The sequence below is a fragment of the Paenibacillus sp. AD87 genome, from assembly GCF_001659845.1.
GTDB lineage: Bacteria > Bacillota > Bacilli > Paenibacillales > Paenibacillaceae > Paenibacillus > Paenibacillus marchantiae.
Genome location: NZ_LXQN01000007.1, coordinates 1,864,828 through 1,891,694, shown reverse-complemented (window position 1 = coordinate 1,891,694; position 26,867 = coordinate 1,864,828). Strand labels below are relative to the sequence as shown.

The 26,867-nt window shown below is 43.5% G+C and carries 25 protein-coding genes and 1 pseudogene; 8 read left to right on the top strand and 18 right to left on the bottom strand.

Features of this window, described 5'->3' with window-relative positions:
• Positions 1–6 precede the first annotated feature (6 nt).
• From gpAD87_RS08615 to gpAD87_RS08570, 10 genes are all read right to left on the bottom strand, one after another.
• A complete protein-coding gene (locus gpAD87_RS08615; protein ID WP_064637524.1) occupies positions 7–1,047 on the bottom strand; it encodes an ABC transporter ATP-binding protein in 1,041 nt (346 codons plus the stop codon).
• Between the two features lie 42 nt (positions 1,048–1,089).
• Positions 1,090–1,914, bottom strand: a complete 825-nt coding sequence (locus gpAD87_RS08610) for an ABC transporter permease (protein WP_064637522.1) — start codon at positions 1,912–1,914, stop codon at positions 1,090–1,092.
• The gene (locus tag gpAD87_RS08605; protein ID WP_082935043.1) at positions 1,890–2,954 is read right to left on the bottom strand and encodes a LacI family DNA-binding transcriptional regulator; all 1,065 of its coding nucleotides are present in this window, start codon (positions 2,952–2,954) and stop codon (positions 1,890–1,892) included. Before gpAD87_RS08605 ends, gpAD87_RS08610 begins: the two co-directional genes overlap by 25 nt.
• Positions 2,939–3,691, bottom strand: a complete 753-nt coding sequence (locus tag gpAD87_RS08600; protein ID WP_063568311.1) for a glycerophosphodiester phosphodiesterase — start codon at positions 3,689–3,691, stop codon at positions 2,939–2,941. The genes gpAD87_RS08605 and gpAD87_RS08600 overlap by 16 nt, the downstream gene beginning before the upstream one ends.
• Positions 3,688–4,764, bottom strand: coding sequence for a CehA/McbA family metallohydrolase (locus gpAD87_RS08595; RefSeq protein WP_064637520.1), 1,077 nt, complete (start codon positions 4,762–4,764; stop codon positions 3,688–3,690). The genes gpAD87_RS08600 and gpAD87_RS08595 overlap by 4 nt, the downstream gene beginning before the upstream one ends.
• Positions 4,761–5,228, bottom strand: coding sequence for a hypothetical protein (locus gpAD87_RS08590; protein ID WP_064637518.1), 468 nt, complete (start codon positions 5,226–5,228; stop codon positions 4,761–4,763). The genes gpAD87_RS08595 and gpAD87_RS08590 overlap by 4 nt, the downstream gene beginning before the upstream one ends.
• A 262-nt stretch (positions 5,229–5,490) precedes the next feature.
• Positions 5,491–6,618, bottom strand: a complete 1,128-nt coding sequence (gene solA, locus gpAD87_RS08585) for an N-methyl-L-tryptophan oxidase (RefSeq protein ID WP_064637516.1) — start codon at positions 6,616–6,618, stop codon at positions 5,491–5,493.
• A 178-nt stretch (positions 6,619–6,796) separates the two neighbouring features.
• Positions 6,797–7,543, bottom strand: a complete 747-nt coding sequence (gene map, locus gpAD87_RS08580; protein WP_064637514.1) for a type I methionyl aminopeptidase — start codon at positions 7,541–7,543, stop codon at positions 6,797–6,799.
• A 27-nt stretch (positions 7,544–7,570) separates the two neighbouring features.
• A complete protein-coding gene (locus gpAD87_RS08575; RefSeq protein WP_064637512.1) occupies positions 7,571–8,293 on the bottom strand; it encodes a TetR/AcrR family transcriptional regulator in 723 nt (240 codons plus the stop codon).
• A gap of 298 nt (positions 8,294–8,591) precedes the next feature.
• Positions 8,592–9,302: an SDR family NAD(P)-dependent oxidoreductase gene (locus gpAD87_RS08570; protein WP_064637511.1), complete on the bottom strand. Its 711-nt coding sequence runs from the start codon at positions 9,300–9,302 to the stop codon at positions 8,592–8,594.
• Between the two features lie 101 nt (positions 9,303–9,403).
• Between gpAD87_RS08570 and gpAD87_RS08565 the strand changes: the two genes are divergently transcribed.
• The 3 genes from gpAD87_RS08565 to gpAD87_RS08555 all read left to right on the top strand — a co-directional run bounded on the left by gpAD87_RS08565 (position 9,404) and on the right by gpAD87_RS08555 (position 11,286).
• Positions 9,404–9,763 (top strand): MerR family transcriptional regulator, encoded by a 360-nt coding sequence (locus tag gpAD87_RS08565; RefSeq protein WP_064637509.1) that lies wholly within the window; start codon positions 9,404–9,406, stop codon positions 9,761–9,763.
• A gap of 227 nt (positions 9,764–9,990) precedes the next feature.
• Positions 9,991–10,818: an AraC family transcriptional regulator gene (locus tag gpAD87_RS08560; RefSeq protein WP_064637507.1), complete on the top strand. Its 828-nt coding sequence runs from the start codon at positions 9,991–9,993 to the stop codon at positions 10,816–10,818.
• A 129-nt stretch (positions 10,819–10,947) separates the two neighbouring features.
• On the top strand, positions 10,948–11,286 hold the full coding sequence (locus gpAD87_RS08555) for a cupin domain-containing protein (RefSeq protein WP_064637506.1): 339 nt from the start codon (positions 10,948–10,950) through the stop codon (positions 11,284–11,286).
• A gap of 131 nt (positions 11,287–11,417) precedes the next feature.
• Here gpAD87_RS08555 and gpAD87_RS08550 read toward each other — a convergent pair whose 3' ends face one another.
• Positions 11,418–13,916 carry a DsrE/DsrF/DrsH-like family protein gene (locus gpAD87_RS08550; protein ID WP_064637504.1) on the bottom strand — a complete coding sequence of 833 codons (2,499 nt, stop codon included), beginning with the start codon at positions 13,914–13,916 and terminating at the stop codon, positions 11,418–11,420.
• Positions 13,913–14,227, bottom strand: coding sequence for an ArsR/SmtB family transcription factor (locus gpAD87_RS08545; RefSeq protein ID WP_064637503.1), 315 nt, complete (start codon positions 14,225–14,227; stop codon positions 13,913–13,915). Before gpAD87_RS08545 ends, gpAD87_RS08550 begins: the two co-directional genes overlap by 4 nt.
• Before the next feature lie 718 nt (positions 14,228–14,945).
• Between gpAD87_RS08545 and gpAD87_RS08540 the strand changes: the two genes are divergently transcribed.
• Together gpAD87_RS08540 and gpAD87_RS08535 are read left to right on the top strand one after the other, a co-directional pair.
• Positions 14,946–15,551, top strand: coding sequence for an RNA polymerase sigma factor (locus gpAD87_RS08540; RefSeq protein ID WP_064637501.1), 606 nt, complete (start codon positions 14,946–14,948; stop codon positions 15,549–15,551).
• On the top strand, positions 15,512–16,489 hold the full coding sequence (locus gpAD87_RS08535) for a hypothetical protein (protein WP_064637499.1): 978 nt from the start codon (positions 15,512–15,514) through the stop codon (positions 16,487–16,489). Before gpAD87_RS08540 ends, gpAD87_RS08535 begins: the two co-directional genes overlap by 40 nt.
• Before the next feature lie 468 nt (positions 16,490–16,957).
• Here the strand turns inward: gpAD87_RS08535 and gpAD87_RS08525 are convergent.
• A pseudogene (locus tag gpAD87_RS08525) lies at positions 16,958–17,185 on the bottom strand (winged helix-turn-helix transcriptional regulator); the annotation flags it as partial.
• Between the two features lie 174 nt (positions 17,186–17,359).
• On the opposite strand from gpAD87_RS08525, the gene gpAD87_RS08520 reads away from it, so the two are divergent.
• Complete coding sequence (locus gpAD87_RS08520) at positions 17,360–17,974, top strand: TetR/AcrR family transcriptional regulator (RefSeq protein ID WP_064637495.1); 615 nt, start codon at positions 17,360–17,362, stop codon at positions 17,972–17,974.
• A 75-nt stretch (positions 17,975–18,049) separates the two neighbouring features.
• The gene (locus gpAD87_RS08515) at positions 18,050–19,564 is read left to right on the top strand and encodes a DHA2 family efflux MFS transporter permease subunit (RefSeq protein WP_064637493.1); all 1,515 of its coding nucleotides are present in this window, start codon (positions 18,050–18,052) and stop codon (positions 19,562–19,564) included.
• A 497-nt stretch (positions 19,565–20,061) separates the two neighbouring features.
• Here the strand turns inward: gpAD87_RS08515 and gpAD87_RS08510 are convergent, their stop codons facing one another.
• From gpAD87_RS08510 to gpAD87_RS08500, 3 genes are all read right to left on the bottom strand, one after another.
• Positions 20,062–20,538 (bottom strand): PTS sugar transporter subunit IIA, encoded by a 477-nt coding sequence (locus gpAD87_RS08510; protein WP_064637492.1) that lies wholly within the window; start codon positions 20,536–20,538, stop codon positions 20,062–20,064.
• 52 nt (positions 20,539–20,590) lie between these two features.
• Positions 20,591–22,054, bottom strand: coding sequence for a glycoside hydrolase family 1 protein (locus tag gpAD87_RS08505; protein ID WP_064637490.1), 1,464 nt, complete (start codon positions 22,052–22,054; stop codon positions 20,591–20,593).
• Between the two features lie 144 nt (positions 22,055–22,198).
• Positions 22,199–23,578 carry a PTS transporter subunit EIIC gene (locus tag gpAD87_RS08500; protein ID WP_064637488.1) on the bottom strand — a complete coding sequence of 460 codons (1,380 nt, stop codon included), beginning with the start codon at positions 23,576–23,578 and terminating at the stop codon, positions 22,199–22,201.
• 150 nt (positions 23,579–23,728) lie between these two features.
• Between gpAD87_RS08500 and gpAD87_RS08495 the strand changes: the two genes are divergently transcribed.
• Positions 23,729–24,721, top strand: coding sequence for an AraC family transcriptional regulator (locus gpAD87_RS08495; RefSeq protein ID WP_064637486.1), 993 nt, complete (start codon positions 23,729–23,731; stop codon positions 24,719–24,721).
• Positions 24,722–25,101: 380 nt separating this feature from the next.
• Here the strand turns inward: gpAD87_RS08495 and arsC are convergent, their stop codons facing one another.
• Positions 25,102–25,521 carry an arsenate reductase (thioredoxin) gene (gene arsC / locus gpAD87_RS08490; protein WP_064640809.1) on the bottom strand — a complete coding sequence of 140 codons (420 nt, stop codon included), beginning with the start codon at positions 25,519–25,521 and terminating at the stop codon, positions 25,102–25,104.
• A 29-nt stretch (positions 25,522–25,550) separates the two neighbouring features.
• A complete protein-coding gene (locus gpAD87_RS08485) occupies positions 25,551–26,846 on the bottom strand; it encodes an arsenical efflux pump membrane protein ArsB (protein WP_064637484.1) in 1,296 nt (431 codons plus the stop codon).
• Positions 26,847–26,867 lie beyond the last annotated feature (21 nt).

Here is a 26,867-nt window from a genome sequence, read left to right as displayed (position 1 = left end):
TCCTCCTCAGTTCGATTCATCGACCGGGAATCCGGTCATTTTCGAGATCGAGACGCCGACGTCTTTTCCTACCTGCAGCTGCTCAACGAATTCCTTGTTCAGAAAAGCACGTATAATGCCGAATTCCACCAATTCCACGGTAACTTCGGCGTAATGTCCAAGAATCATGACCTGCTTGACCTTACCCGCCAAAGTACCTTCTCCCATCGTAGTACTGCTCACCTGTACGTCTTCTGGTCGGACCGCAGCCGTCACCTGTCCACTTAACCCCTTCTCGTTCGGCAGGCGAAGATGTCCAATCCGGATGCTCTCCCCTTCCGCCACCCCCTTAAGGAAATTCATTTTGCCTATAAAACCGGCGACATATAATGAAGCGGGCTCATCGTAAATCTGCTGCGGATGAGCAATCTGTTCGATGCGCCCGTGATTCATGACGATAATGCGGTCGGACAACGACAGTGCTTCTTCCTGATCATGCGTGACAAAAACCATTGTCAGCCCGGTCTTCATTTGGATCTCACGCAGCTCCTCACGCATTTCGTGCCGCAGCTTGGCGTCCAGCGCCGAGAAAGGCTCGTCCAACAGCAGTACCGCCGGATTCAGCAGCAGAGACCGAGCCAGCGCAACCCGCTGCTGTTGTCCACCCGAAAGCTCGGCCGGATATTTCTTCTCGAAACCCGACAGTCGGACCAGCTTGAGCGCATCCTCGACCGCTGTGCAGATCTCTTCCTTTGGCATTTTGCGGATCTTCAGGCCAAAGGCCAGATTATCGTATACCGACATATGCGACCATAAGTTATAGCTCTGAAACACCATCGAGGTCGGCCGTTTCTCCGGTGGCAGTTGAATGACACTCTTGCCCTCGATCAAAATGTCACCGGAGTCCGGTTCGAGAAACCCGCCGATGCTCCGTAATACGGTAGTTTTCCCACACCCGGAGGGACCAAGAAGGGTGACCAGCTCGCCTTTTTCGATATCGATGTTGATGCCGCTGACCCCGTCACCCGTTTTGTAGCGTTTGGCTAACTCTCGTACAGACAACTGCATACTTCTACCTCCCTTTGCTTCGGTATATCGACCGAGACATTTTTATTTCATTTGAAAACCGCTCGCCAGCACGTCCGCGCTCACCAGCCGCTGGGCTGCCACTAGCAGAATAATAGTCGGCAGCGTCAGGATGATCGAGAATACGGCTCCGGCGCTGCTCGGAAAGTCGGAAATAATGGAGTACATGACGATTGGCATTGTTTTGTAATCGGGAATACCGACCAGGAACGTGCCCTGCGCTTCGTCTAGTGAATTGAGGAACGTGAAGATCGAAGCGACCATGATGCCGGGCATCGCCATTGGCAGGGTGATGCTGCGGAACACTTTGAACGGGGTAGCGCCAACGTCCCGCGCCGATTCTTCCTGCGCCCGGTGCACGTTGCGAAAGGCGGAGGTCGGGATCCAGGTCATGAACATCAACACATTGATCATATGGATCAGCACAACGCCGAGCAGCGTATTCATCAGTCCAATCCGGTAGAAAAGAACCGCGATGGAGACATACAACCCCATTTTCGGAAAAGCGTGCGTCAGCAGGAACGAGAACAGGAACATCCGCTTCAGCGGAAACTGGAGTCTTGCGAAGGCATACGCTGCTGGGATGCAGACGACGATGGACAGCAGGGTCACCAGAGTAGCAATGAGGAACGACAGTGAGATCGACGAGACAATATCGTCCTTCGCTAGTACGAACTCCCACCATTTGAAGCCCCATACCTGGGGCAGAATATCCGGATAATTCCACTTTTCGCTAAAGGCAAGCACAAGCAGGTTGACCAACGGACCCGCGAAAAAAACGGCGAACACGGTCAGCAACACAAATTCGATTATTCTTCTCGGACCTACGTGTTTCCAGTACCAAGACATGTTCCGTCCTCCCTTCCATTCGTCGATTGACGAACAATCACTTCGCTTTCGTATTCAATCAGGCGCGGCACGCTCCCCTCGCCGCTAATCAGGCGATCCAGAATCGATACCGCGTCTCGGCCAATACCAGATGCATCCACGCTGACGGTAGTCAACGATGGGTGGTACATGCCGGCCACTTCGGTATTGTCGTAGCCCATAACGGATACTTCCTCCGGAACGCGGACTCCGCGTTCCATCAGCACCTTCATCGCCCCTAGTGCTAGCATGTCATTTGTACTGAACAGAGCGCTGTATCGTCCCTCGCGGAAGGCCACATAATGCTCTTCCATCAGCTTCCGACCGGAATCAAAGCTTGATTCCGATGACTCGACGACGATAAACCCGTCTTGTTCACAACTAACGCCGAGGGATTCAAGCCGCTTTCGGAAGCCCTCCAATCGCAGTGAGTGGCTCCGATGTTCGCCCGGTCCGGCGATGATAAAGAATTTGCGGTGTCCGATATCATATAAATGCTGTGCCGCCCGTTCTCCACCGGCCTCATCGTTGCTCACGAGATGCACGACGTCCGGATCTTCCGTCGATCCGTTCACCATCAGATATGGGATATTGAAGTTTTTGACGTAATCAATGACGTTCTTCTGCAACCGACTGACCAGAATGAGCCCATCCACCCGCTGTTCCAGCATATAATCGGTGGAGCGCAGCGACATTTCCCGGTCGGTTTTCAGGAAAATTGAGTAGCCCATCTCTTCAGCGGACATCAGTATCTCGTCAATGATTCTGCCATACAGTGTGTGGGACACAATCGGCAGCCTGTCACGGAAAACGATAACTCCGATGTTGTACGTGCGCTTGGCGACCATCGCTCGGGCGACGGCGCTCGGCTTGTAGCGAAGCTGCTCGACCGCCTTGAAAACGCGATCCCGGACTTCAGGACTCGCATATCCGTTTCCGGAGATAACCCGAGAAGCAGTCGATTTCGATACACCAGCCAGTTGAGCCAGCTCCCGCAAACTATGATTCAGCTTATTGTCCAATCCCTATTCTCCTTTGCAAAATCCGTCTCTTCCCGGACGGCAATTAGCTTCGCCGGATCACGGGTTGTTATCGAGTCGACGCCCAACTGTGCAAGTCGCCGCATATCGTCCGCCTCTGAAACCGTCCAGACGTAGATAGCCAGACCGCTCCGTTGCACAGCTTCCATAAGTTCTGGCTGAACGACCTGATACGGCACGTTAATCCCAAAGCAGCCGGCTTCGCGAGCATCTGCACACGCCTGGAACACTGCCTCGTCGTAGCTCAGACTGCCGAAGCTTTGCTTGTTCACATTAAGAAGCCTGCGTATGCTTGGAGCGTAACGACTAGCTTTAACCGCTGACCCGTAATCGCAGCCACTGAGAAACACCATCTCCGCCATACCCATCCGATTCACCAGAGCTGAGACCGGCTCCAGAGCGCTGTCTGTTTTGATATCAAGGTTCATCACTTTACCGGCTGCGCGTATCTGCTCAAGCACATCCTGAAGCGTTGGAATAGGCGATAGTCTAGCGGTGTTCAACTCCTTCAGTGTCATTTCTGCAAGACTGCCGCAGCTTCCATCTGCCAAAGTGATATTGTCATCGTGGGCAAGCACCGGCACATGGTCCCGAGTCGAACGGATATCGTCTTCGTAAATATCTACGCCAAGTGTTAGGGCTGCCTGAAGTGACTCGAAAGAATGATCGGGATGGCCCATACAGCCAGTATGGGCTGTGATCAGCGGGAATTTATTCATCGCGGGTATCCTCCTTCTTCGAAATAGATCGCGTTGGTAAAGGCGATCAGTACATGGACTCCTCGTACGGTTCCCCACAGCTCAGCGCGAATCCACCTGCGGGGGATATCTGGAGTGGAATCCCTCAGTTGGGCTTCAAATTCCATCATCTGTTCGTCCGATGAAGATGGAACTTCAAGATTAAGCTCCTCGCCCAGATTGGAACACAACTTCAATCTGCAGACCTGCTTCTGTAGCGACCACAGTCCGGTGCGTACCGAGAAGTCCAGCGTCAAGTTCGCCCGGATCGGCTCCTCTACAGCTTCCCGTCTCTCGACTGCCGTTGGAACCGTAGAGCCGATTGCATAGAATGCACCTCCAGCTTCCAGCGTCAGGGTCAGCAGAGGACCTATCGTTACGACCGCGCGCCCTTCCCGCAGCGCTTGGATAAGCGTTTCTTCATGGAGCGAAAGGGCTGTCGAGTCCCCTTTCCCCGCCACTGCGTCGTCCTCGATGCCGAGGTAAGTAACCGAGATCGGATCGTCTGTCTCGCCCTGCGCATGCCAGTCCCTGCCTGAAGTGGCTGCAATCCGATATCCTTCATTCAGCTTGTGAGTCCACAGATCAAAAGCTCGCCGATTGTTCGTCTGAATGGAAGGGAACGTGCCGGACCAGACTTCGATGTAATCGACAGCGGACCAGTTCCCAATCTTGTATTCCCAGAAGCAACCGGTACAGGCCGGACTGCCGATTCGGAAGGGATGAGCAAGCCCGGCGATTCCACCGAGGCGATGCACGTTCTCGATTCCCTCATCGATTCCATCCCGATTTGCTTGACGCCAGTCGGCAAAAGCGCTCAGTCCTATCGTCACCATATGGCCGTAAAAAGTTGTCCACTCCATACCGGGGATGATTCGTAGTCCGTACCTCTGCTCGATTTCCGCTTTGCCGCTCAAGCCGGACATCGTGTTGTGATCGGTCAGTGCGATGGCATCGAAGCCCAGATTGGCTGCTCCCGCTGCCAGTTCTCCAAGTGTCTGACTGCCATCGCTGTGCAGCGTATGTGTATGCAGTTCACAGGCGAACCACTTCATATCGAGTCCTCCTCTGTCGTCCAGACTTCCAGCCGATAAGCGCATGTATCCGTCACGATGCAGTGCAGGCTTAATGTGACGGTCCAAGGCCCCGGAACCAGCTCGCCCGCCATTAGGCCGGGAGAAGCTTCTCGATCCGATACGTATAGATCCTGCACCTCGTCTTGGCGGTGGCACGCCCCTCGGTATCCGCGAGCATCGTCCAGCGAGAGTGTGATCAGATTTTTCAGAGGGAGATGCCGATCAGCATTGGCAATCGCGTATTCCCGATTTTCCGGCAAAATGTATAGATCGTAGCTGTCCTTGAGCAGCCGTAGCGCCTTCTCCCGATTCTCGAGCGTCTTCGGCGTATATTGTAATCGCAGGTTCAGCTTCACGCAGCCCTCATCAAATTCAAAAGGAATGCGGATATGTGTTTTGGAATCCTCGGGAGATGCGTATCCTTGTAGATCCAGCAGCTTCATTGCGCCGCACCACCTTTCATTAATCCGTTATCTTCATGACTTACGTTATGCACGTTTTGCTGAATGTGGGACCGTTCCCACATCTAATACTTATGTTACGGGATAAAAATCAGGTCCATATCTGCATCGTGTTAATATTCTGTAAATGCAAAAAAGACCAGACTTCTATTAAAAGAAGACTGGTCTTTTTATCTTTTTATCGCTAGATTGTTTTCGGACTGCATGCGAGTGGCAGCACATAAATTTTCTCTTGAATGGATTCTTAAAATCGATTGATTGAAAATGGAGAAATATTATGTTCCGTTTTCCCTGATATAATCAAATCACTTAAAATCTGTCCAACTACACTACTGAATTTAAAGCCATGTCCTGAGAAACCTGATGCAATGGCAACGTTAGGATAGTTAGGATGTGTATCGATAATGAAATCTTCGTCAGGAGTCATTGTATACATACACGTTTTACCGAACTTCAATTCTTGTGCAAAGGGCATATAGTGTTGTAAAAATTGTTTTAAATCTGTCGTGTCTTCCTCTAGTTCACCAAATCCCAGGATGGCTTCATCTGGATCGATTGTATCTCCTCCATCATGTCGGCCTAATTTTAATCCGGAACCATCGATGCTTGGGAAACCATAATAATGCCCGTGAGATGTTTCAAACGAAAAGGCTGGAAACTCCTTATGATCATATAAATCATTTTTAGTATCAAACCAGGCAAATGTTTTTCTAATAGGATTAAGAGGAAGATGTAGATCCAACATGGAAAGGAGACTTCCTGACCAGGCCCCTGCTGAAACTACTAACGCATTAGCACTAAAAGTATGATCTTCGGTCTTGATGGTAACTCTTTTATCATCATGAACCATGATTTCTATTACTTTACTATTGGTTATGATGGTAGCTCCGTTTTGCTGTGCGAGTTCTCGATATGCTTCAATGCATTCCTCACATTTCAGCACTCCTGAGGTTGGTTCGTAGCAACCAATGTAATTGTTCGGTAAATTGATGCCAGGCCAGCGCTTATTTACTTCAATGGAATCTAAAATCTCCAGTGGCAATGAATAGGTTTTTGAGCTTGAAATGATATTTTGGATAAAATCTGTTTTCTCGTAACCCACGTTTATAACCCCGGTAGGGAGAAATAATTGTTTTCCCGACACTTTCTGTAAGTCATTCCATAATTCTTGAGCCTTGAGCGCTAACGGAACATAATTTTCACCTTCACCATACGCGTGCCGAATGATTCTTGTCTCTCCGTGATGACTGCCTTTGTTATGGGGCGGGTTAAAGGAATCTATTAATAGTGTACTTTTCCCACTCTTGGATAAAAAATAACCCGCCGCCATCCCCATTGAACCTGCTCCTATTACAATTACGTCATAATGCATTGCAAGTTGCCTCCTTGTAAGAAATCCCCATGTAACTTAAGTATTAAGTATGGCTAGTATTCTTCTATATTACTAATGATATTAACACTTAACAATTGCGCTATCCTGGACATGATACCCAAGTCATAATAAAAAAACCGCATAACAATGCGGTTTTCTTAGATTCGTAAATTTACTATTACTGAGCCGTTAAAATCAGCGGTCCATCCGACGTGATTGCGATTGTATGCTCATATTGTGCCGATAACTTGCCGTCGGCCGTTCTCGCCGTCCACTGATCGTCGTCGATCGTGATACGGAACGTACCTTCGTTGATCATCGGTTCAATCGTAAACACCATGCCTTCCTTTAATCGAATGCCTTTGCCAGCTACGCCGATATGCTCATAGGTCGGCTCCTCGTGCAGGCTCCGCCCGATCCCGTGCGCCAACAGATCGCGTACGACCGAATACCCATGCGCTTCCGCATGCTTTTGAATCGCCGATGTTATGTCGCCGAGCCGGCCCCCGGGTATAGCCCGGGCAATACCCAGATCCAAGCATTCCTTTGTCACCTTCATTAATTTTTGCACTTCCGGCCGAATATTGCCTACCGCATAGCTCACACACGAATCGCCGAACCATCCCCCGTATTCCACGACGATGTCGAGTTTTAGCAAGTCTCCATCCATGATTACCCGTTTCGAAGGAATGCCGTGGGCCACCACATCGTTGATCGAAATGCAGGTTTCGGCGGGGAAACCATTATAGCCTTTCGTAAACTGCTTGCCACCCAGCTTGGTGATGTGCCTGGCAACAAAATCATTGATTTCTAGTGTGGTGATGCCAGGCTCGATTAGTTTGGTCACCTCGCGGTAACAGTCCGCAACGATTTGGCTCGCCGGCTTCATTTCTTCAATTTCCCTAGGTGATTTTATAATGATCATCTTTTGTTTATTCACTCCTTAGGCATCCTATAATTTTAAAAACCGGACGATATCCCTTGCCTCTTCGTGCAGCTTTTCGCGACGCATCGATAGCGAGGCGCAGCCAACTAAGGCTGCCAACAGCATTTCCGCGCGATGCAGCCGATACGGCTGCTCCACCGCGTTTCTGTCGGAAGCAGCATCCTCGTCCGCCGCACGCCCGGTGTCCATCAGCGCAGCAAACGGAGCAAGCACCTCATCCTGAAAAGCAGCCGTGAGCTTGGTCGAGCGTGCTTGAGGTAGTGAGGCAAAACCCTCAAGAGCCAGCTTATACAGCAGGTATATGGCATGGTCCTCCGCCCAAAGCTGCAGCAACCGCACGCTGGCTGCAGCGACGGGGCCAAGTTCTGCGGAAGCTGTCGTTTCGTGGCTTCCGCTTTGGAAATCCGCGACAGCTAAGTTGCTAGTATCTGCCGCAGAAGCAAAGGCGAGGGGCCCATTCGCTGGCTCATCCCCCGAATTCGAAGCGTGTGGGGCTGCCGGTTCTCCCCCGGCCCGCTCCAACGCATCCCACAGCAGATCATGGAGCAAATCGCCTTTATTGCTGTAATAATGGTATACCGTGCCATATCCGAGTCCCGCCTCAATGGCCACATCTCGGATTTCGAGTAAAGACCCTTTATTCAAAAACACATCGGCAGCGGCTTTACGGATTTGCGCCAGGCGCCGCAGCCGGATCTCTTCGTTTTGTTCTTTTGTGCGTGGAGTCATCTCGTCCGCTCACCTCTTTTATTTTTGACCTACTCTCATGTCAATATAAAACATTAACTTGCAAATAACAAGAATTAGCTGGAGGATTACGGAAAAACAGACATACTAAGCGGGTGCCCCGGCTTAATATGTCTGTTACTTAACGAGTATATAGCTTTACCACAACATAATGACAAAGCGTTTTAACACTTCGTTCTTGTCCTTCCAAATTAACTCGCGCTATTTTACCCCTTTGATTAGCCGTTGAATGTTACTCTAACCAAAATACATTTGGATACCATTGCTTTGCAGATGTGGATTACCAGGCGTACACGCCTTGCTCATTCAAGAATTCGCCGTTATGATGTTTTCCATCTGTCGCATAACCCACGATAATCGCAGCTGCTGCTTCTTTTGATTTACCGCCTTCAGCATTACCATTAAGGTCTGTTGATGTGAATCCAGGCGTTACCGCAAATACTTGAGCCCTGCTGCTTTTAAGTTCATAAGCCATCGAAACTGTCATAGCATTGTTGGCCGTTTTGGATGAGTTATAATCGAAAGCGTTTAAAGCAAATCCCGCATTTTGCATATGATCCAGAGAAGCCATGTCGGTCGATACATTAACGATTGTGCCTTCGTTGTTTTTGATTAACGGGAACAAACGCTGGTTCAGACGAAAGGTTCCGAAAAAGTTGACTTCAAAAGCGTTCCTCAGATTCTCTTCTTTGGTATCTGTAAAAGAACGGGCGAAAGCACCCGGCATACCCGCATTATTGATCAAAAGTGTTAAGTACGGATAATTCTTGGCAATCATATCGGCTGCCCTTTCGATAGTTTCCAAGTCACTCATGTCAATTTGCACAAATTCTATGTCTAACCCCTCAGAAGTTAACTCGCTAACAGCCGCTTCGCCTCGTTCAACGCTGCGTGCACCAAGGACGACTTTCCAGCCGGCTTGTCCTAACTGCTTAACGATTTCGAATCCGATTCCTTTATTTGCTCCAGTTACAAAAGCGGTTTTCTTCATGTGAATCCTCTTTTCTCTAATTTGATTTCATTAACAATACATAAGTTACTATGCTACACTTAGTGTAGGTCAACTATAAATTTCGATAAATGAGGGTTAGCATGTTAACGATTGGAGAAGTAGCGAAGAAAGTCGGTATCAATATTGGCGCGATACGCTTTTACGAAAGAAAGGGACTGTTGACGCCTGCTGCGCGAAGTGAGCAGAATAACCGTCTTTACACGGAAGATGATCTGAACTGGCTGGTTTTTATCAAATGTCTTCGCGAAACCGGGATGAGTGTGGAGGATATCAAAACGTATTATGACAAAGTAAATGAAGGAACCTCGACTCTGCCGGAAAGAACCAAACTGATTCAAGATCAAAGGCAAAAGTTGCTGGAAGATATCGAGGAGAAAAAAGCGCAGCTCGTTCATTTGGATCACAAACTGGAGCGCTATTATCGCGGAGAAAATTATTAAGATAAGTCTTTTCCTAAAGACAAAACTTTTGAATTTCATGTAATTAGAACGTTGAACCCAAAGAAGGCAGACGATCACGTTTGATCGTCTGCCTTCTTCATTTTATTTAGCTATAGTTCGCATAAGCTAAAGTTTCAACATCGATGAAACTATTGTTTAAATAGGTTGACAATGAGAATTGTTATCAATAATGTGGAGTGAGTTACTATCGAAATGAGGTACACAACGTGAAAATAGACGTGAATCAGTTAGCAGAACATTTTGCGCACATTCCTTTTCAAGTAGAGGGAATATATCGATATGCTACAAATCCAGGAGTGAATCATGCTGACTATACCGACTCTTTTCCTGGATTTGTGTTTCCCCTTACAGGAAAGATACAATTTCAATTTAATGACACGCCTTATATTCTTTCGCCAGGAAAAGTGGTGCATGGTGGTGCAAAAATGAAATTGGATGAAAAAACGTTTGATAACTCCAATTGGGAATATATCCTTGTTTTATACCGTATATGTAGCTCAGAACTAGATGAGTCAAGTTTTTCCCATCAGCATTTTGAATTATCAACGGGACAATCTCCTCGTCTTATCGAATTAATTATGCAGCTTTGGCATGTGTATAATCAGCGTGGAGGCATTTCAAAATTTCAGACTGAAATGCTGTTTCGCGGTGTGCTGAACGAAGCCTTAATAAGTGTGTCGAATAGGCAAATGAGTAGTGAATCACATACTTTATTCGAACGGGTATCTAATTATATTCATGAATACTACTATCATGGCCTTACCATAACATCGCTCGCAGAACAATATAACGTTAATCGAAATCGACTTTCTTACGTATTCAAAAAACATGCAGGGATGGGCCCGGCAGAATATCTATTAAAATACCGTATAAACATTGCACAAAAAATGCTATTTACAAGTGATGTGCCAGTACAGCAAATTGCACAAGCGGTTGGAATTGCTGACCCTTTTTATTTTAGTAAAGTGTTCAAGAAACAATTTGGATTTTCTCCTACTGAATATCGACGGAAGTTCATCAATAATCCATGCTAACTTCAACAGGCATCCATTTTAAAGCGAAAATTAAATCAGTATACTTATGGCAGACCAAGAAAAACATCATCATGTCTTGAGTTGCGTATGCAGCATTATATCGAAAGTGAAAAATAAGGAGGGCTTACTATCCATTATCAAGCGATTAAACTAAGCGAGGAACTATCTAAAATAAAAGATAATTGGTCACCCCAATTAATTGGTGAAATGAATGACTATCAATTTAAAATTGTTAAGATTGCTGGCGATTATGAATGGCATGTTCATCCCGAAACCGATAAGTTATTTTTCGTGATTGAAGGCGAGATGATCATTGATTTTCGTGATGGTCAGGTGAGAATTTCCAAGGATGAGATGTTTATTGTCCCGAGGGGACTTGAGATCAAACCCTCCGCCGAAAAGGAATGTCATATCATGTTGATGGAACCTAAAAGTGAAGGAAACACTGGCGGGAATGAGTCTGCATAAATACCCTACTACGTTTAATCGAACGGTAATTGTACTAAACGAATCTAAGCCCCTTCAGCAATGAAGGGGCTTTTGCTTTTTAAGATAACACATGTCACTGAACGATTTAATGGTTTACTAACAAACCGATTTTAAATAAATAGATTATGATTTGCATGAGCTGCCTGCCCCAGATAGTAACCCACTCCACCGATGTTAACCGAATCCATTAATTCTTCACGCTGAATCCCCATTAAATCCATGGACATCTGGCAAGCGACAAACTCAACTCCCTGCGCAGTTGCGGTCTGCATCAGTTCTTCCAGAGAAGCAACATTATTATTCTTCATAATGCCTCGAATAATCTTTGGGCCAACTCCAAGCATATTCATTTTGGACATGCCTAGCTTGTGGCTGCCGCGCGGTAACATCATGTCAAACATGCGGCCAATCATTGTTTTGGATACAGGCTGCGGCTGATGCTTACGGATAATATTCAATCCCCAGAATGTGAAGAACATGGTTACTTTACGTCCACTTGCCGCTGCCCCATTTGCAATAATAAGAGAAGCAATCGCTTTATCTAGATCACCACTGAAGACAACCATCGTGCTCGCAGGCTCCTCTTTAGGAGTTTCCATAGCTGAAGATACGGTCTGCGCGGTATTCTTGGCAATTACAGCTTCAATAGTGCCTCCTTTGGATCGTTCCAAGTGTAAGAGTGAGGAGCCAGACATGGTTGCCCATGCTTTCACATCTTCATAAAATCCTGGATCGGAAGCTTTCACCCGCAAAGTCTCGCCATTCGATAGTTGATCCATTTTCTGCTTAAGTTGTATCAGCGGACCGGGACAACTTAAACCGCACACGTTCAACTCGTTATCAATACGCTGTGGCTTTGCAGAGATTGGATTGGAAGGCTCTGTTTCCTTTACAGTATATTTTGGATTGTTGTTCTGATCCTGCCCGTCATTTTTTTCATCGTTTCCGGGAGAAATTGGAGCGGGCTGAAATTGTGCTTGGCGGTATGTTTTATAGCCTCCACTCAGATTTTTCACATTAAAGCCATACTGACGCAAAATCTGCGAAGCTGTATATCCACGCAGACCAACCTGGCAGTATACCCAAATATCTTTGGCTGGGTCTAATTCATCTAACCGCTGACGAAGCTCATCCACTGAAATATTTATGGAATCCGGAATATTTCCATTACGGTGCTCCAGCTCACTGCGTACATCCAGCAATATCGACTGCTCCGGCTGGCGTTCAGTTAGCTGATCATAGGTGAACGTTTCAACACGTCCAGCTGTGATATTTTCAGCTGCATATCCAGCCATATTAACTGGATCTTTCGCAGAGGAATAAGGTGGCGCGTAACTCAATTCGAGCTCTGTCAAATCCTTGATGTGACCCCCAAAATGAATGGCTACAGCAATATCATCAATCCGTTTATCCACACCGTCATAACCAACTGCTTGTGCTCCTAAAATTTTACCTGCCGGTGTAAACAGCAGTTTAAGAGTAATCGCGCTGGAACCCGGATAATACGATGCATGAGATGCAGGATGCACGATTACAGTTCGATAATCGATGCCTAGACGTTTTAGTGTTTTCTCATTACTGCCTGTAGCTGCTCCGGTCATTCCAAACACTTTAATAATAGCTGTCCCTTGTGTTCCTTTGTAAATGGAACTTAGTCCAGCAATTCGATCTGCAACAATGCGTCCCTGTTTGTTGGCAGGTCCAGCAAGCGGAGTAGATGTCTTTGTGCCATGAATGGTTTCAGTTACTTCGATGGCATCGCCAACAGCATAGATATGTGGCACACTGCTTTCGAGCGCTTCGCTGACCATAATATGTCCACGTGTTCCTAGGGAAACTCCGCTATTTCTCAGAAAAGCTGTATCTGGAGTTACTCCTATCGCAAGAATAACCAGGTCAGCTGTCAGAACAGGACCATCTGCAAGCTCAACACCAATTCCCTGCTCAAGTGCCTGAAAGCTCTGAACCCGCTGGGAAAACAACAGCTTCACCCCATTTTGCTCCATTTCCTGTGCCAATGCTGCTGCCAACTCAACATCAAATGGGGTGAGCAGCTGACCATTACCCTCTACCAACGTTACATCCAATCCGGCTTCCTTCAAATTTTCTGCCATTTCAACACCAATAAATCCTCCGCCTATAACAATCGATGATGCGTTGTTAGATGAATTAATTTGCTTCTTGATGCGATCAATATCTGGAATGCTGCGCACTGTATAAATCAGTGGATTATCCGTACCCGGCAGATCGGGAATAATTGGCTTGGCACCTGGTGACAAAATCAATTCGTCATAGCTTTCTTCATATTGACCGCGCTCCTGGCTTTGTACCTGAACTGTACGAGTATGCGGATAAATAGCGACGACCTCACTTCGTGTACGCACATCAATATTAAATCGATCGACCATACCTTTGGGAGTTTGTACTAGCAAACGCTCTCGATCCTCGATCGAGCCACCAATATAATAAGGTAAGCCGCAATTGGCAAACGATATATAGGGTCCTTTTTCAAATATGATAATTTCGGCATGTTCATCCAGGCGGCGCAGACGGGCAGCTGCTGATGCACCACCCGCTACTCCGCCCACAATCAGTACTTTTTTACTCATGATTCACAATCTTCCTCTCCAAACAAAATAGGTATCATCTGTTCAATCCGTTGGTCGGCAAGCACGTAATTTACTTCAAGGCCATTGCGCTCAGTCGTTACAATACCTGCACTGCGTAGCTTCTGCAAATGCTGGGACACTGTTGATTGGGGAAGGTCCAGACACTCCTGCATATATGAAACATTACATTTCTTTTTTCGCATCAACCCGCGCACAATGCACAGACGAATCGGATGAGATAAAGCTTTCAGTAAATTAGCAGGTTCGTCGAACTGTTTTAAATTAGTGCTATCAAAAGCTTCAGTATTCAAAAATACCCCTCCTGAATCGTTATATCGTAATATTACGATATAAAAATTGAGATGTCAAAATATTTTCATCTTATGCTCATGGCCCTATAATAATTTTAACCAACAAATTTATAAGGCAGCTGAACGTATTCAATCAATAATCAATTAAGTAAAGTATTTCTTTTAATATGTTAATCCTAAAATTAATACCTGAGGATACATAAAAATATTCCTTATATCTAGAAGCTGATTTTCACCTCTTACTCTCCCAATCTGTTAGTCACATCTAACATATAGGGGTTTATTTAATACGTCCACTTCAAAAATCGGTGCGTTCTTCCATGTCGCCCCCTACTTCTCTTCTAACTAAGTCGACCTTCCTTAAAACAACAATCCCAACAGTTTTATCGAGTTTTAGTCTACAGCTAGTGTAATTCAGTTTAAGTAACAATTCTCGAATGAAAACATATCAATCACGTTTACTATGTCCCATCAATATGTTATATAACACCCATGGCTAAAATAAACATCTCCATACTAAATCCGATCATACTAATAGAATGGCTTCTCTCCACAATGTGTCGTCCTCTGTTTATATGACTTAAGCCGCTCGGCTTATACACGAATTTAACGTTTTTTCCCCACTAAAATCTAGAATAAATATAAGAAAACAAAATCATTTTTCGGAGGCACTTTTCTTTGTCTTCAAGTGTTATAGGGATAAAAGGTCAAGGAGGTGTTGGCATCGCCGCAGGAATACATTAACTCAGAAGAAGTGGAAACGCTAATCTCCAACATTCAACAAGGAAATACAAACGAATATGAAACGATCATCAAGATATTTCAACAGCCGATTTTCCGCTATTGCTACCGTTTGCTGGGCAACAGACAAGACGCTGAAGACGCCGTACAGGATGTATTGGTCAAAGCCTATCAATCGCTGCATCAATACAAGAAAGAGAATCATTTTTCGGCTTGGCTGTATCGGATCGCCTATCATCATTGCCTGAATCTGCTGCGAAGAAGCCGTATTTATCTTAATGTATTGAAGATTATTTCCTTAGAATCCGTTGTAATAAGCTACGAACAGGAGCTGGATAATATATTGTACAAGCCTCTATGGGCTGCAGCACTGTCTCGATTATCACTGGAGGAACGAAACTTGCTTATACTTCGGGTGTTTGAAGACAAGACTTTCGCGGAGATCGGCACCATTTTGAAGGTCAACCCTAATGCGCTTGTAAAGAGAATGAAACGGATCCAGCAGAAGATTCGGAAATCCATGAAATTGAAGGAGGAATTCGTTTGGAACGAAACAGAGTTGCCCATGAATACCAAGATTTAAAACAAGCATTGAGCAACGAGAGGATGCCTGAAATCGACGTCACCTGCCAGGTAATGCGCAGAATCTCTTTAATTGAAAGCCGCCGTCATTCGGTCTTGAAAAAAACAACGAGAAGCACAGTTGCAATGGGTGGTATGCTCGCCCTCATTTTGCTAATCTCAGTCAGCGCTTATGCCGCTTCGGAATACATCCAGCTCTTTACTCGTGACGGGGTCGTTAAGGTCCAACATGTTGCTTCGGATGAACCTGCTACTGGCACGGCAAACGTATATGATTATTCTGCTGCCCAGGTACAGGACTTTGCTAAGCCGGGGGAATTAATCGCTTTTTTTGTGAAAAGCGACAGAATTTCAGAAATTACAGAGCTTGGACTACGTTTTGAGTATAAAGAACAGCAAATAACTTCGTACTCCGACTTCTTGAAGGAAATCAAACGTACAGGAGCTCCTAACCTGCCTCTAACCGCCATGGGCTATTCCTTCGAGTACGGAAAGATAAACCCAAAGTTTCCAACAATTGATGTGCAAAAGAAAGACTCCTATTACCAGAAAGTATATAGTGATCTTAGAGTTCAAGCTGCCAAATCTTCTTCAGGGCAAAAGGTGTTCATGAAGACCGTACCATGGTCAGAGCCTTTAAGCATTAGCGGAATATATTCAAAAGGAAAGGCCCATATCGGAATTTCTGTCATCCTCATGAATGGAGGAAATATGGTTGTAGAGCAGGAGAAAGAGAATTCAACGGACAAAATTTTAGTCTCCGGAACTGAAGTTGTCTATAACAGTATGAAAAAAAATGCCGTAAGTTATCATTACCTAAACTGGTACAATGAAGAGCAAGATGCCTATTACACACTTTCCAGCTTTGGGGACAAAAAATTAACCAAAGCACAATTTTTACAATTGGCCGGAGAGTTACTAAGAAAAGGAACATCATAAGAAAGCCGATAAACACACAGAAGCTGTTGTGTTTATCGGCTTTTTTAACTGCCCTTATATCATGAATGAATAATTCCCGATCTTCGGAATCAATATAAAATTAAAGACCTGATAAGAAAGAACGCACACAAAACACCCAGCAATAGAAACATCATTGCTGACTGACGTTCATTCTTCCACAATCGAATTGTATTAGCAATATTTAAAATTACCAATGCAAGCATATTAATTCTAGTATTCATTTCAAAAAAATTAATACACAGTAGAATAAATACCACTATCCCGACAAAAAGAAACCATATCGGTATATTCTTAGTAAGCCGTTTAATCATTTCATTCCCTTTCTAAAATTAATATTCTATCTCTAAATAGGGTATTCTTCAACTTTATTGAAATACCTTTATAATTTTAAAAAAGTAGGAATCGTAGGTATCCACGCTTTTCACGAAGATTTTTTACGCTACAGCCTCAAAACTCTTCCAAAACCTTGGATTTGACCCCATGAACTTTCTCCAGATGTTCTTCACCCCAGTAGCACAAATGGTCTAGCGCGGGTTTTAATCCCCACCCGTAGGCCGTTAACTCATACTCCACTTTGGGTGGGATTTCTTTATAAATCTTTCGTGCAACAATCTCATCCTTTTTTAAACCTCTTAATTGAGCGGTCAGCATTTTTTGCGTAATATCAGGTATTAATGCCATACTCATTGAAAAATCACTCTAACTGTGGATGTTAAATAAACTTAGATAAACTTTTTCCACATATGACACGGTGTCATTTTATTGTTGACGTATGACATTGGTGTCATATATAATTCATTAATCAGCAATTGTGACACGGTGTCACTTATTAAGATTGGAGGATCATATTTGCCAAAAAAAACATTTTTTCACTTATCGAAAGATAAACAGGACACGTTAATTCAATGTGCCAAAAGGGAATTTTCTCGAGTTCCATTACACGAAGCATCCATTGCCAATATCATCAAAGACGCGGGGATCTCTAGAGGAAGTTTTTATCAATACTTCGAGGAAAAAGAGGACCTGTATTATTATCTGTTGAACCAATCCTCACAAAAAAATAGTGACCGATTTATTGCAGCTTTAAAGGAGAAAAACGGAGATGTATTCGAAGCATTTATTGATTCATTTCAATTTATGATTCAGAATCACACCAATCAAGAACACAAAAACTTTTTTAGAAATGCCTTTTTAAATATGAATTATAAAACGGAAAAAACATTTACGAAGAACATTTATGAAGAAAATCGGGATAGCCATCTTTTACCTATCATTGGGTTAATGAATACGGAAACTTTAAATATACAAGGGGACCGAGAATTGCAGCATATTTTAAAAATCATTATAGCTGTAACCTTTGATAACCTTATTCAAATATTCGTAAAAGATTTAACCTATGATGAAGCTTTAAAAAATTATGGTGAGCAGATGGAACTGCTGAAAAAAGGATTTAAAAAAATTTAATAAATAGATGTTTATACACAAATATTTAAACGACTAAGGGATTAAATGAAGTGTAAAAAAGGAGAAAAGACATATATGGATTCAGCTTTACAAGAAAAAAAACCACCCTATTTAATGATTGCGATTCTTTTTATTGGTGCATTTGTTTCATTTCTAAATAACTCGCTCTTAAATGTAGCTCTGCCATCCATCATGGTGGATTTGAACATTAAAGATTATTCCACGATCCAGTGGCTTTCCACTGGCTATATGCTGGTCAGTGGTATATTGATTCCGGCGTCAGCATTTTTATTAACACGTTTCTCCAATAGAAGTTTGTTTATTACTTCCATGACCATCTTCACTTTAGGTACGGCCATAGCAGCCGTTGCACCAAACTTTGGTATATTGCTTACAGGAAGAATGGTTCAAGCAGCAGGCTCTTCAGTAATGGGACCACTGTTAATGAATATTATGCTGGTAAGTTTCCCACGCGAAAAACGCGGAACAGCAATGGGTATTTTTGGATTAGTTATGATTACAGCCCCTGCAATCGGGCCAACATTATCAGGTTTCATTGTAGAATATTATGACTGGCGTTTACTTTTCGAAATGATTTTACCGTTAGCCGTCATTAGTTTACTGTTAGGGATTTGGAAATCCAAAAATATAATGCAGCAAAACAAAAATGCAACACTGGACTATTTCTCAATCATATTATCTTCCATCGGTTTTGGTGGTTTGTTATATGGGTTTAGTTCTGCAAGTTCAGATGGCTGGACAGATCAAGTTGTCTTAATCACTTTAATCGTTGGAGCTATTGCTCTGATCACCTTCGTTGTCCGTCAATTGAAAATGGAGACACCATTATTGGATTTACGGGTTTACAAGTATCCGATGTTTGCCCTTGGCTCTGTTATTGCGATTGTAAACGCAGTGGCAATGTTCTCCGGAATGATTTTAACACCGGCATACGTACAAAACGTAAGAGGTATTACACCACTTGATTCAGGTTTAATGATGTTGCCTGGTGCAATAATCATGGGGATTATGTCACCTATTACGGGTAAACTGTTTGATAAATATGGCCCACGTATTCTCGGCATAATCGGGCTTACAATTACAGCGATCTCAACGTACATGTTGGCAAACCTACAAATCGACTCGACTCACACTTATATTATCCTTGTGTATACTCTGCGTATGTTTGGTATGGCAATGGTGATGATGCCTATTATGACAAACGGCCTGAATCAATTGCCAACACGCTTAAATCCACATGGTACAGCTGTCAACAATACAGCTCAACAAGTGTCCGGTTCAATTGGTACGGCTATTCTGATTACGATTATGAATTCGGTGACAAAAACAAAAGCTGAAGATTTAATGACTGGTGTTGATCCAACAACTTTGACAGCAGCCAATAAAGCTTTATTAACCCAAGAAGCGTTATTAGCCGGAATCCAATATTCATTCTATATCGCACTTGGCATTAATATTGTCGCATTAATATTAGTTTTCTTCATTAAACGAGCGGAAGTAAGTGATGAACCTGTCGAGGCTTTAAAAAATCAACAGGGTAAAACTAAAACAAAACCCGCAGTAAATTAATTAAAAGCATTTGACCAAAAACAATACTGACAATATCAAAGAAATATAATAACTATGGAGCCTACTATCTTAAGGATAGCAGGCTCCATTTTTCTTTTCTCTAAACTTACATGTTATGTATGTTTTCAATCCAATCGACCGGGTATATATTCATCAATTATTTGTTCATTGGGGAGGTTAGATAAATATGTTTATGGAATTAACCATCAAACTAGTGATTAGCTTTTTTGGGCTATGGGCCATCACTTTTATTACAGGTAGAAAAACCGAACGATCATTAGAAATATGACATGAAAACTTACTTTCCCCTCCTCTACCTAAAGAGCTTGATTAAGTCCATGCTTGTCCTATTAGTATTATGGAGAACCACATCATTTAACCACTAAACGATAAGAAACCTGTAGCCGTTTAATAGGCTACAGGTTTCTTAAACTTAAAAAATGTTAGGATTACTTCTTAAGAAAGTATAATTCCTTGTAGAGAGTTTTTCTTGGGTTTCAATACTTAACCTCAATCATCAAGTCTGTTCCCTTGCCTAAAACCTGTACCTCTTTCACTATTTCTTGGCCGTTTGGAACAATAACTGGACTCAATAGGTCATAACCGGCCTTTTTGATTAAAGGAATATCAAACTCAAGCAACACTTGACCTTGTACGACACGATCTCCGGTTTGTACATGAGCAGTAAATCCTTCACCTTTTAAAGATACCGTGTTCATGCCGACATGAATTAGAATTTGAACACCAGAATCGTGCTCAAGAATGAGTGCATGCTTGCTCTTCTCCATGATATGGGCAATCTTCCCCGAAAATGGCGCTGTCACTTTTCCTTCGGAAGGTTCAACTGCAAATCCGTCGCCCAACGCTCTGCTGGAAAAAGCTTCGTCTTCTACCCCATCCAAAGAACGAGTTGTACCTTGAATTGGGGAAAAAATCTCCAGTGTATGTTCTTGTTTTCTTTTAAATCCAAACATGTTGTTTCCTCTTTTCCTTAGCAGAAGTCTGCCTCTAATCCCATTAATGTCTTCAATCTTCTAAATGCTCACCGTTACTTTTGATACAATTCTGATACCAATAAAAAGAATCCTTTTTATACCGTTTATTCGTACCCTGTCCACGGTCATCCCGGTCAACGTAGATTACACCATAACGCTTCCTCATTTCGATCGTACCACAGGAAACAATATCAATAATCCCCCACATCGTGTAACCGATTAATTCAACTCCATCAATAATAGCCTCTTTCATTTGTTTGAAATGTTCCTTGAGATAGTCAATTCGGTAAGGATCATGAATTTCGCCTTCATTCAATTCATCAAGGGCACCTATTCCATTTTCCGCAATGAAGATGGGCAGTTGATAACGATCGTACATTTGGTTTAAAGAAACCCTCAGACCAATCGGGTCAATTTGCCAGCCCCAATCACTTGCTTTTAGATACGGATTTTTGTTTCCTGTCACTAGGTTCCCGCCGGTTCGATCCCAGTTTTTATCGGTTGTCGCTACCATGGACATATAGTAAGAAAAACTCAGGAAATCAACAGTGTATTCCCGCAAAATGTTATCGTCATCCGCTTCTTTATGGATATTGATGTCGTTGTCATTAAAGTAACGTTCCATATAAGCGGGATACTTGCCTCGCGCCATAATATCCGTATAAAAATAGTTGGCATATTGTTCATCTAAAATGGACTGCATTACGTCTTCCGGCTTACAGGTCGCAGGATAAGTCGTGAAGCGGGCAATCATGCCGCCTACCTTAGAACCCGGGATGATCTCGTGTGCCAGCTTAACAGTTAGGGCATTCGCTATGAATTGGTGATGTAGACATTGGTAAATCGCATTTTCATAGTCTTCTTCCTGATCTTTTATCAAGCACACACCGTTATAGGGGTTAAACTTGCCGGCATTGATCTCATTGAATGGCAGCCAATAATCCACCCGATCTCCCAGTCTTTCGAACAGCACTCTGGCATATCGCAAGTAAAATTCGATGGTTTGCCGGTTTTTCCAGCCGCCGTATTTCGTAACCAAGTTAACCGGAATATTGTAATGCAGGATTGTGGCAAAGACTTTCATTCCTCTTTTGCGACATTCATCAAACAAATCAATGTAAAACTGTATCCCTGTCTCATTGGGCTCTACATCATCACCGTTAGGGAAGATCCGAGCCCAGTTAATGGATGTCCGGAAGATTTTCAATCCTAATTCTTCCATCAATCTTAAATCCTCTTTATAGTTGCTGTAAAAATCAATTCCCCAGCGAAATGGGTAATGAGTCATATCTTTGTCCAATAATGCTTGCTTGAACCGCTCACCAGTCATGTTGATGTTACGATGATGGTCACGCTCCTCTTTGGTCCAGTTGCTGTCAAAATAACGCAAGTCTTGGGTATCCAAACCTTTTCCGCCCACGTCATAGGCACCGTCCGCTTGGGATGCTGAAATTGCCCCGCCCCATAAGAAATCTTCCGGAAATCCTGTTCTCATATTCATATCCTCCAATCAATATTTACATTTTTCTATTTTTGAATGGGGTTTAATCAGAACCCTCATCCTTATCATATAAAGACTTAAGGTGATGGAACAATGTCAAAAGATCAAATAAAAATAACAAAAAGTAAGATTGTAATTCTAATGTTTAGATTTTTTCAACAGTACGGTTGTTAAGAAGTAGGACAGGATAAAACTGATGATAGCGCCGATAATTGCATACACAAGATTCATCGCATGATTTGGATCTGCAAAAATGGGTAGAGTCAGTAATCCAGTCGGAGCAAGCGCCAGTCTCTTAACTCCCATAAGGCCAACAAACAATCCACTAATTCCTCCGGCAACCAGTACGGCATAAACTGGTTTTTTCAGCTTGAGATTCACCCCGTAAATGGCAGGCTCTGTTACGCCGAGGAGAGCGGTAAAAGCCGCGGAGTTAGCCAATACTTTAAAATCCGGATCATTCTTGACGTGTCTGGCCACCGCAAATGCAGCTGCGCCTTGTGCAACGTTAGCCACCAGAAATCCGGCGCCAATCATATCGAACCCATAGGTTGTAATGGATTGAATGACAATGGGTATGGTAACAGCGTAATGCATACCCAGCATGATAAATACCGGCCCGAAAATACCAAAAATGAAAGGTAAAATCCACACGAGATGGTTATTCAAAAAATTGATTCCCACTGCAACATATGTTCCAACGATGTTACCTAGTGGAGCTATAAAAATTAGGGCAACCGGTGCCATTACAAGTAAAGTGATTAACGGTTTCATAAAGAAACGAACTGATTTTGGGGTTACCCGATCCGCAAACCGTTCAACATAAGAAGCAGCCCAAATCACCAAAATAATCGGGATAACGGATGAACCATAGCTTACCAAGGATACGGGTATCCCCAAAAAATAAACAGGGTGTTTGGCTTCTACCATAGCCACAAAACTTGGATGTAATAGAACCCCGCCTAAGGATACAGCCATCATTGGATTCATCTTAAATTTGTTTGCTGCCGAGAATGCCAGCATAACCGGCAGGAAATAAAAAGCCGCATCTGTAACAAAGTTAAGAATGGCATAGGTTTGTGTTTCTTTGGACATAAGATGAGTCATCGTTAAAATGATGAGAAGCGTTTTGAGCATTGCAGCCCCAGTGATAGCAGGCAGTATGGGCGTGAAAATCCCAGAAATCGTACCCAACAAACGCGAAATGACAGACTCTTTTCTTGCAGAGACGTTTGAATCTTCGGTTTTGATCTCTTCCTGGTCAGAAGTGTTATCGATTAACAATGGAACGATCTCATTGTATATTCGCGCCACCTCTTGTCCTACGATAACTTGGAACTGTCCACCGCTGTTAACCACTCCAAGGACACCAGGAATCGCCTTCATCTTCTCTTGATCTGCCTTAGCTGAATCTTGAAGTGTAAAACGTAATCTTGTAGCGCAATGCGTTAACTGGTTGACATTCTCTCTGCCCCCGATTTCTTTTATGATGTTACTTCCTGTACGCTTGTAGTCCATATCTTCTTCCCCCTATTCCCTGACTTAATATCACTTTTCAATTTGCGAAAAATGTATGACCAGTGATACACTTAAATTGTAAAAGGCTTTGGAAGCGGTAACAATATCATAAAGAAAGCTATACTATATCAAAAGGTAAGGTTGAGTGATATGGACTATAACCAATTGGATTTTTTTCTAAAATCATACACCGATAGTGAAAAAAAGTATTTGGCTAATCCGGATGCGGTAAGCCCGATCTACCAAGATATGATTCAGGTAGATGTCCGGGGGCATATGGTCTATCGCTTTAAACCTCTAAATGTCATTGAAACCGGAATCGCCATTAGTAAGGACTCTCGCTTTACTAGCGTTCCTCTTTACGTTCATACCAATGTCAATATGAACTATATATACTCAGGAGAATGCACGTATGTGGTGGATGATAAAACCATAACGTTAAAGGAGGGTGATGTTTGTGTTTTTGATAAAGACGTTATTCGTATGAAGAACAAGATCGGGGAAAACGATCTTGTCATCAATATCAGTATGAGTGACCAATTTTTATCAAGTAATTTCCTCAGCCGATTAGCTAAACAAAGCATTGTATCCAACCTAATCCTTTCAGCCATATCCAACAGTCAAAATCATGATAACTTTCTGATCTTCCGTACTAAAGGAAACCATAAAATTAAACGTTTGTTTGCCGATTTGCTTTGTGAGTATTATGACTTGCGTATGTACTCAAGTGAGATTATAAACTCGTATCTGGTGATTATTTTTACAGAACTGCTGCGTATATATCAGGATGACTCCGAAAATCAGAAAATTCAGTTATCCAACGATTCTTCAGGCAATATAGTGGATATCCTGCGTTATATTGAAAAGGAATATTTGAACTGCACCTTATCGTCATTATCCAAACAGTTTGGTTATCATCCGAAATACCTTTCTTATCTTATCAAGGAAAAATCGGGAAAGAATTTCAAAGAACTTCAGGTTTCTTTGAAATTGAAGTTAGCTTGTTATTACTTGGCTAATACTTCATTATCGATTCAAGAAATTGCCGAGAAGGTTCAAATCAGCAACTTGAATTCGTTTTATCAAAAATTCGGAGTGACTTACAATATGACGCCAAAAGCTTATCGCCAGACGCATAGTTAACCGATTTGGAGAGAAACGTATGAGACCAGATCATTAGCTATGATGATGTATCCTATTCTTCCCCATGATTTTAAAATGTAATAAAAAAGCCGCTGATCTGTTCAGACCAGCGGTGGTACCCTTTGCTTTTTGCGTTATGTTTAACAGCAGTTTGAACCTCCATTAATGACTCGCGTTAATCTCTTGCTACCACATCATTCTCTAGACTTCAGTCCACTTCTTTAAACTGTCATAACTAATGTCTTCTTTAGGTTCCCACGGTATAATCACGGTGTGGTTATTCGAACCTTTCTAAATCTTCTCAATCCATTCCCGCTCAGCTATTACTCCCTCTAAGTATTGGATCCATTGTGTTAAGTTGCAGGAAAACTCTGTTTGTGTTATTTGCCTGTTTCAGCGAACGTCTTCATACGCTCCCCAATCTGGTCACGAACCCTTTGGAATACAGCCCATCTCTCTTCTTCTGTACCTTGCGCTTTCGCGGGATCATTGAATCCCCAGTGTTCTCGCTTCACTTGTGGAGGGGTCATTGGACATTTATCTGCCGCATCCCCGCATAATGTGACGACGAAATCTGCACTGTTCAGTAGCTCGGAGTCAATGATGTCCGAAGTTTGGCTTGAAATATCGATACCTACTTCGTTCATCGCTTCCACAGCTTTTGGATTCAAACCGTGTGCTTCGATTCCTGCGCTATAAATGTTCCAGTCCTCACTCAGGTACTTCTTAGCCCAACCTTCAGCCATTTGGCTCCGACACGAGTTACCTGTGCATAGGAAATAAAGTGTTTTTTTGCTCATGTTCATCATCTTCTCCTTGTTGTTTGAATTTATAGAATGCTTAACCACAGATATAGACCCACTAGCGTAATAAGTAGAGTCGGAACTGTGATGATGATACCTGTCTTAAAGTAGGTGCCCCACGAAATCTTGACGCCTTTGGTGCTGAGCACATGAAGCCAGAGCAGTGTTGCCAGTGAACCAATCGGTGTAATCTTGGGACCTAGATCGGAACCAATAATATTGGCGTAGATCAATGCCTCCCGAATGGTTCCCGTAGCCGTTGTTGCGTCAATGGCGAGTGCGTCAATTAAAACCGTAGGCATATTGTTCATCAGAGATGAAATGATCGCAGCAATAAAGCCCATACCAATCGTTGCGACAAACAATCCTTGATCTGCCACGGCCTGGATGGCTACGGCCAGCAGATCCGTCAGACCCACGTTACGCAGGCCATAGACCACGACATACATACCAATAGAGAAGAATACGATTGCCCAAGGCGCTTCCTTAACGACTACTTTAGTCGGTACAGCAGAGCTTCGTGAAGCCATAATCAGGAAGAATATAGCCACGACTCCTGCCACAATAGATACAGGCACACCAACAAATTCACTGGCAAAGTAACCGACGAGCAGGATGCCAAGTACAATCCATGACAACCTGAACATCTTCAGATCTTTGATTGCTGTTACAGGTGCTTTCAGTTCACTCGCATCAAACCATTTGGGAATACTTTTCCTGAAAAAGAGATACAATACACCGATACTTGCAGCCAGTGAAAACAGATTCGGAATAAACATTCTGCCTACATACTCCATGAACGTAATACCGAAGAAATCGGCAGATACGATGTTTACGAGGTTACTTACAACCAGTGGCAATGAAGTTGTATCCGCAATAAATCCGCTGGCAATAATGAAGGGAAATACTTTCTTCTCATCAAAATTCAGTGCGCGGACCATAGCCAGAACAATTGGGGTCAGAATCAGTGCTCCTCCGTCATTGGCAAAGAAAGCAGAAACTACAGCTCCTAAGATGGAGACATATACAAACATCCGAACACCTCTGCCATGAGCTGCCTTGGCCATATGTAAAGCTGCCCATTCGAAGAAACCGATACGATCCAAAATCAATGAGATGATAATAATGGCTACAAAAGCAAGCGTGGCGTTCCATACCATTTGCGTAACATCCCAAACATCCTGGAAATGAACTACGCCTACAAGTAACGCCAGAATTGCTCCGCCGCAAGCAGACCACCCTATGGACAGGTTTTTAGGCTGCCAGATGACGAGCACTAACGTGATCAAAAAGATAATGCAAGCAAGAAAAGTAGACAACAAACATATACGCCTCCATTCAAA

Coding starts and splice junctions, on each gene's coding strand:
- gpAD87_RS08615 (WP_064637524.1), bottom strand. CDS start 1,047: ATGCAGTTGTCTGTACGAGAGTTAGCCAAACGCTACAAAACGGGTGAC.
- gpAD87_RS08610 (WP_064637522.1), bottom strand. CDS start 1,914: ATGTCTTGGTACTGGAAACACGTAGGTCCGAGAAGAATAATCGAATTT.
- gpAD87_RS08600 (WP_063568311.1), bottom strand. CDS start 3,691: ATGAATAAATTCCCGCTGATCACAGCCCATACTGGCTGTATGGGCCAT.
- gpAD87_RS08595 (WP_064637520.1), bottom strand. CDS start 4,764: ATGAAGTGGTTCGCCTGTGAACTGCATACACATACGCTGCACAGCGAT.
- gpAD87_RS08590 (WP_064637518.1), bottom strand. CDS start 5,228: ATGAAGCTGCTGGATCTACAAGGATACGCATCTCCCGAGGATTCCAAA.
- solA (WP_064637516.1), bottom strand. CDS start 6,618: ATGCATTATGACGTAATTGTAATAGGAGCAGGTTCAATGGGGATGGCG.
- map (WP_064637514.1), bottom strand. CDS start 7,543: ATGATCATTATAAAATCACCTAGGGAAATTGAAGAAATGAAGCCGGCG.
- gpAD87_RS08575 (WP_064637512.1), bottom strand. CDS start 8,293: ATGACTCCACGCACAAAAGAACAAAACGAAGAGATCCGGCTGCGGCGC.
- gpAD87_RS08570 (WP_064637511.1), bottom strand. CDS start 9,302: ATGAAGAAAACCGCTTTTGTAACTGGAGCAAATAAAGGAATCGGATTC.
- gpAD87_RS08565 (WP_064637509.1), top strand. CDS start 9,404: ATGTTAACGATTGGAGAAGTAGCGAAGAAAGTCGGTATCAATATTGGC.
- gpAD87_RS08550 (WP_064637504.1), bottom strand. CDS start 13,916: ATGAGTAAAAAAGTACTGATTGTGGGCGGAGTAGCGGGTGGTGCATCA.
- gpAD87_RS08515 (WP_064637493.1), top strand. CDS start 18,050: ATGGATTCAGCTTTACAAGAAAAAAAACCACCCTATTTAATGATTGCG.
- gpAD87_RS08510 (WP_064637492.1), bottom strand. CDS start 20,538: ATGTTTGGATTTAAAAGAAAACAAGAACATACACTGGAGATTTTTTCC.
- gpAD87_RS08505 (WP_064637490.1), bottom strand. CDS start 22,054: ATGAGAACAGGATTTCCGGAAGATTTCTTATGGGGCGGGGCAATTTCA.
- gpAD87_RS08500 (WP_064637488.1), bottom strand. CDS start 23,578: ATGGACTACAAGCGTACAGGAAGTAACATCATAAAAGAAATCGGGGGC.
- gpAD87_RS08495 (WP_064637486.1), top strand. CDS start 23,729: ATGGACTATAACCAATTGGATTTTTTTCTAAAATCATACACCGATAGT.
- arsC (WP_064640809.1), bottom strand. CDS start 25,521: ATGAGCAAAAAAACACTTTATTTCCTATGCACAGGTAACTCGTGTCGG.